Source organism: Bittarella massiliensis (ex Durand et al. 2017) (assembly GCF_009876955.1).
GTDB lineage: Bacteria > Bacillota > Clostridia > Oscillospirales > Ruminococcaceae > Bittarella > Bittarella massiliensis.
The window spans coordinates 1-4,764 of record NZ_WWVY01000029.1 but is presented as its reverse complement, the minus strand read 5'-3'; the positions used below and the strand labels follow the sequence as shown (position 1 = coordinate 4,764).

General features: G+C 40.4%; 3 protein-coding genes and 1 pseudogene. All 4 read left to right on the top strand.

Features of this window, described 5'->3' with window-relative positions; all coding sequences use genetic code 11:
• Window positions 1-139: 139 nt before the first annotated feature.
• Window positions 140-679, top strand: coding sequence for a hypothetical protein (locus GT748_RS14660; protein ID WP_117472696.1), 540 nt, complete (start codon window positions 140-142; stop codon window positions 677-679).
• An 89-nt stretch (window positions 680-768) separates the two neighbouring features.
• On the top strand, window positions 769-2,109 hold the full coding sequence (locus tag GT748_RS15200) for a hypothetical protein (protein ID WP_172615858.1): 1,341 nt from the start codon (window positions 769-771) through the stop codon (window positions 2,107-2,109).
• A 353-nt stretch (window positions 2,110-2,462) separates the two neighbouring features.
• Entirely contained in the window at window positions 2,463-3,761 is a 1,299-nt protein-coding gene (locus GT748_RS14650; protein ID WP_134106723.1) for a hypothetical protein, read from the top strand.
• Between the two features lie 181 nt (window positions 3,762-3,942).
• A pseudogene (locus tag GT748_RS16060) lies at window positions 3,943-4,251 on the top strand (accessory gene regulator B family protein); the annotation flags it as partial.
• Between the last annotated feature and the right edge of the window lie 513 nt (window positions 4,252-4,764).

The window sequence follows — 4,764 nt, the reverse complement described above, 5'->3', positions numbered from 1 at the left end:
TTTATTATTGACAAATATAGATATTTTTATATATTCTATAACTAGGATATATAATGTCAGTTCAGTTGGATGGGCATTAGCGCGCGAGATGTCTGTGCAATAGAAAAGCATCAAACCATGAAAAAGGAGTTGAAGAATTATGAAGAAAAAACTGTTCGCCTTTGTACTTTGCGTTATTATGGCAGTCACGATGGCCGTACCTGCGTTTGCAGCAGAATCAGAAACGGGGATTTTGAATATTCCTATCGGTTCTTCTATACAGCCAAGAACAGATGTCGGTTCGCAGTACTTCCAATTGAGTGGTACGTCTCTCTACTTAAATATTAACAATAGCGCCCACCCTGGGTCGGCTCAGGCCAATGATGTTGTTATTATCTGGACTGATACGGCTTACAGTGATAAACTCTGGACTGTGACTTATGGCAGTTATGGCGGATACTATTTCCGTACTCAGCTTAATTTAGATTTAGCAATGAATATTAACCACGCCCAGAATAAATGTACACTTTACAGTCCATTAAACAACACGACGAGCGGGAAAAGTGACAGCGATGTTTATATGAATGGAAACCGCATACAACTCTCGCAGTGGCCATATCAGTTGACTAATACTGTTCCTCAGTCCGGTTATACTTGTTACTGGACAGCTAATGGATCGGACTATATAACCCATAAGTAAAAGCTTAAGAGAGGCGCTTAGCAGACCGAAAGCTGCACTCTCTAACGAAAATAGAAAGTGTAGCTTTCGGTAATAGAATGGAGAAAAACATGAAAAAAACATTAAAAAGTTCAATTGCTGTAACTTTAATATTTGCTTTTCTATTATCTGCTTGCAAAGAAACGCCTCGAGAGCAAATTAGAAGCAGTACTATTCCTTCTAGTAAAATTTCAGATGAAATTTCAGAACAAAATATATCGGATATTTCCGAATCTGTGTCTTCTGAAAATCCAATTCGCTTAGTGACTCATGATGTAGAATTCTCTGACCGTACAACAGGTAATGAGAATGGATATTATTATCTTGAAAAGGGAGATGGTGTGTCCGCAAACCTACGATATATCGATTATGCTTCAGGACAGGACATCTTTCTGTCTTCTCGTCCAGAGGGAAACCACTTTACACCAGAGGACGAAAGTTACGTTTCTTCAATCGCGGGGTTCGGAGAAGCCTTTCCAATAGGCAATGCTCTTTATCTTGTGCGTTCGGGTGCTCCAAGCTATAAAGATCTGTTGGGGCAGGACGCTATGGCCGCAATTTTCCGGATGGATTTGAATGGCTCACAGCGAACGCAAATATATACGGGAATGGCGAACGAAGTCTTGCAATCTACTATGGCAAGCGATGGTAAAAGTTTATTTTGGGTTTCGCAGCGGACAGAAATGGAAAATGATTCTCCGATTCAAAAGCGGTATCTTGTTCAAATGGATATCCAAACCGGTGAAACCAAGGATTTAAGTGAGTTAACGAATAGTTCTTGGTTGATTGGTGCAGCAGATGGAGTTTTGATTTTCCATAGTATATATGCTGAAACTGGTACAGCGGCTGGTATCCCTGAAATGACGCACGAAATTTTTGCGTATTCTTTTGAAACCGAAGCGCTTTCTGTACTTCAAACATGGCCCCAGCAAGAAACCGCTTCAACCCATGTATTCAACAATTCACTTGTAACAGCCAGTCTTTTAAGTCGCACTGTAATGGTGCGAGAGCTTTCTTCAGAACAGAATCTAGTGACCTATCAATTCCCTGATTCTGTATCTGAAGATTTATCGGGATTCTGGTTTGAAACTTGTCGAGACGGAAGATATGCTTTTTGGGATTATTCTGCTGAGCAACTTCATGTATTGAATCTTTCAACCGGAGAGTGGAACTCCGTTACATTAACTTATGATGATCCCGATAAATTGGAACTGCGCCCTGTGGAAATATACGCAGAGAATACAACACAGTTCCTAGTTTGCTATGATAAAGAAATTGTAGAACGACACTATTCTAATTTGGAGGGCACAATATCTACATTACAACGCACACAGCCCTGTTTTGCACTTATTGACAAAGAAGACTACTGGAATAGTATTCCCAACTACCAGGTAATAGTTTTTAATGAGTAATTCAGATTATCGATTAGACAGTAGCAAGTCAACCAGATTTACCAAAATGGTAGACCATACTCGATATTTAACGGCTACGGATACTGCGGCAAGCAATGTCGTATTTTCTTTTCTGTTGTCAATCTGTATTATCATCTTCAGGCGGGAGCGGGGCACCTGTTGGATTTGCCGCATATAACGAGAGCAGCCTTGCTCAAAAATGGTATGTTAAACCTGTATAGCATTTATAGGATACTTAGTTAGCATATTAATATCTTTCGTATATCACCAGATGCTTGCTTCGGCGAACTTCTGGTGATATATGTATAGAACTTTATATAAATCATAATTTTGATGCTATAAAAGAGGTACAAATGAACTTAAAAAAGATATTTGCGGTTTCCATTGCCGGCCTGCTTACAGTCTCCATTTTATTCGGATGTACGGCTCTGCAACAGGCGAGTGATACAACAGAGGATGTGACAACATCCTTGCATTTTGTTGACTATACTCGGCAGGGAGACGGAAATGGTGCTGGTGACGGTTATTATCACCTAGTTCCAAGAGCGGATAGTTCTAACAATATATGTTTTGTAGATTACAAAAGTCGTACACAGGTATATCTATGCAACCGACCTGAATGTGAGCACTGCGATGACACGTGTACTTCATGGTTGCCATACGGTGCCGGGGGCGGCGCTTTATTTGCTACCGAAGATCATTTGTATTATCTTTCTTTTGGAAATCGAAATCCTGATGTTGTAGAAGCTATTGGTAAAGATGCCCTGCCGCAGTTGATTCAATTAGCACGAAATGGCACCGAAAAAGAGGTAATGCATACCTTCGGCGCAGCTGATATTATTCGTGAAGGCGTTGTATTCGACCATGATAACATTTATTTTATATGCGATTCTTTCGAGAATTTTGAACAAAATGGCAACTTGCCTGAACGTATTCTCTATCAATATGATATCACTGATAGAGTTCTAAATAAGTTAGAAAAACTTTCTCCCGATGATCAAATCATTGGAACTAGCCAGAGGGAAATATTTCTCAGTACAACTGAAGGTGCAGCGGACTTATCTCTTGACGCTGAAAATTTGCAAACTAAGGTTTGGTCTTATAATGTGGATACTCACGAGAAGTACGATCTCCTTACACATTCGTATCTAACAGTAGGACGTGCATATGATGGAGTTTATTATTTATATGATCCCTCAACAACAGCACTTTCCAAAACAGCAATGATGCAAGATGGACAAACGGAAGTCATTCGAGAGGCAGTATTCGAAACTGAGTTCTGTACATATCCCTACGAGGTAAAAACGGTTTGGGGAAAACATCTTTTTATAATGTACGAAATCCCACAAAATAATGAACGAACAGAATACAAAGCCACCTTACAGTCAATTGATTTAGTTTCTGGTGAAGTGGAACCAATTAATCTTCGCACTGACGTCATTTTCGGGACAACAACACCAAAAGAAGTGGAGATTGTGGATGAAACCTCAGATCAATTTTTAGTAATCGCTTCGGTAGAATACATAGATGTAACCATCCCCTTTACTAACGCACCGATAACCCTTTCCTATCCTTATTTTCATTATGCACTTATCGATAAACAGGATTATCTGGATTCAAAGCCCAACTATATACCTATTGAGATTGGTTGATTACTCTTTTGGTGGAAACGCTGTAGAAGCATTTCGAGCTTTAAGGGAAGGAGCCAACGATGCTTACAAAAACGCAAAGCATTCTTCGCCCGTTGCTCGTAGTTCAACAACTTTCAAAAATTTATTACAGCACTTTTGAAAAAAGAAAAACGAGCATTAAATAGTGTAGACTTTTCTTTCCACTGCCGGTATGATGCTGTTTGGCTGCCTTGTGGCCACGCCATATCAAGTAACCTGTTTTATTGTAGGGATTTTCTCTTTGCGTAGACGTCTCGATGGTTATCACGCGAAGACACCGTTGCGATGCTTATTCTTGTCGATTGGCGCATCCATTTTCTGTTTGAGCATTGTAAAAAACCTTATTCAGTATAGTCTCTCAATTCTTATTTGGATTTTATTCATCAGTCTCTCTTCGCTGTTTTCAATTCCTCTCCTCATAGCTCTCCAAACTGCCCGCTTACTCCTGATGAACTTGCTGCTTCCTAGATAAAGGTAAAGCATATTCTTATATGGAATCTGTTTTGGATTTTTACACATTCAAACTGTGCGCTTTATTGTGAAATGGGAAGCATAGCGGCCGCTGTTTCCTTTTTTGTATCAAAATTCAAGGAGCTAAAATCATCTCTTTCTGAAAAACTGGCTGGCAAACTGGATGACCTTACACGTTGCGATATGCGCGAGTGGCCCCCTACGAGCATCCCCATCTGCTACCAGCCGCAGCATCCTCAGCGGGAAACTGATAATACGGATAAATAAAGTCTTTCCCCCACTCTTAGTGGATTCAGTATCGGCGCGCGAGATACTGATTCGATACGTCCGAACCAAATTTGCAATGCAAAGGAGATGTAATTTATGAAAAAGAAACTGTTTGCGATGGCGCTGTGTCTGCTCATGGTGGTCGCGATGGCTGTGCCTGCGTTTGCTATGCAATCCAATGTTGCACGAGCACCTGTTGTCGGAATTCCCTATTTTCTTGCTTGCTGGAACGGACAACGTGACGCAA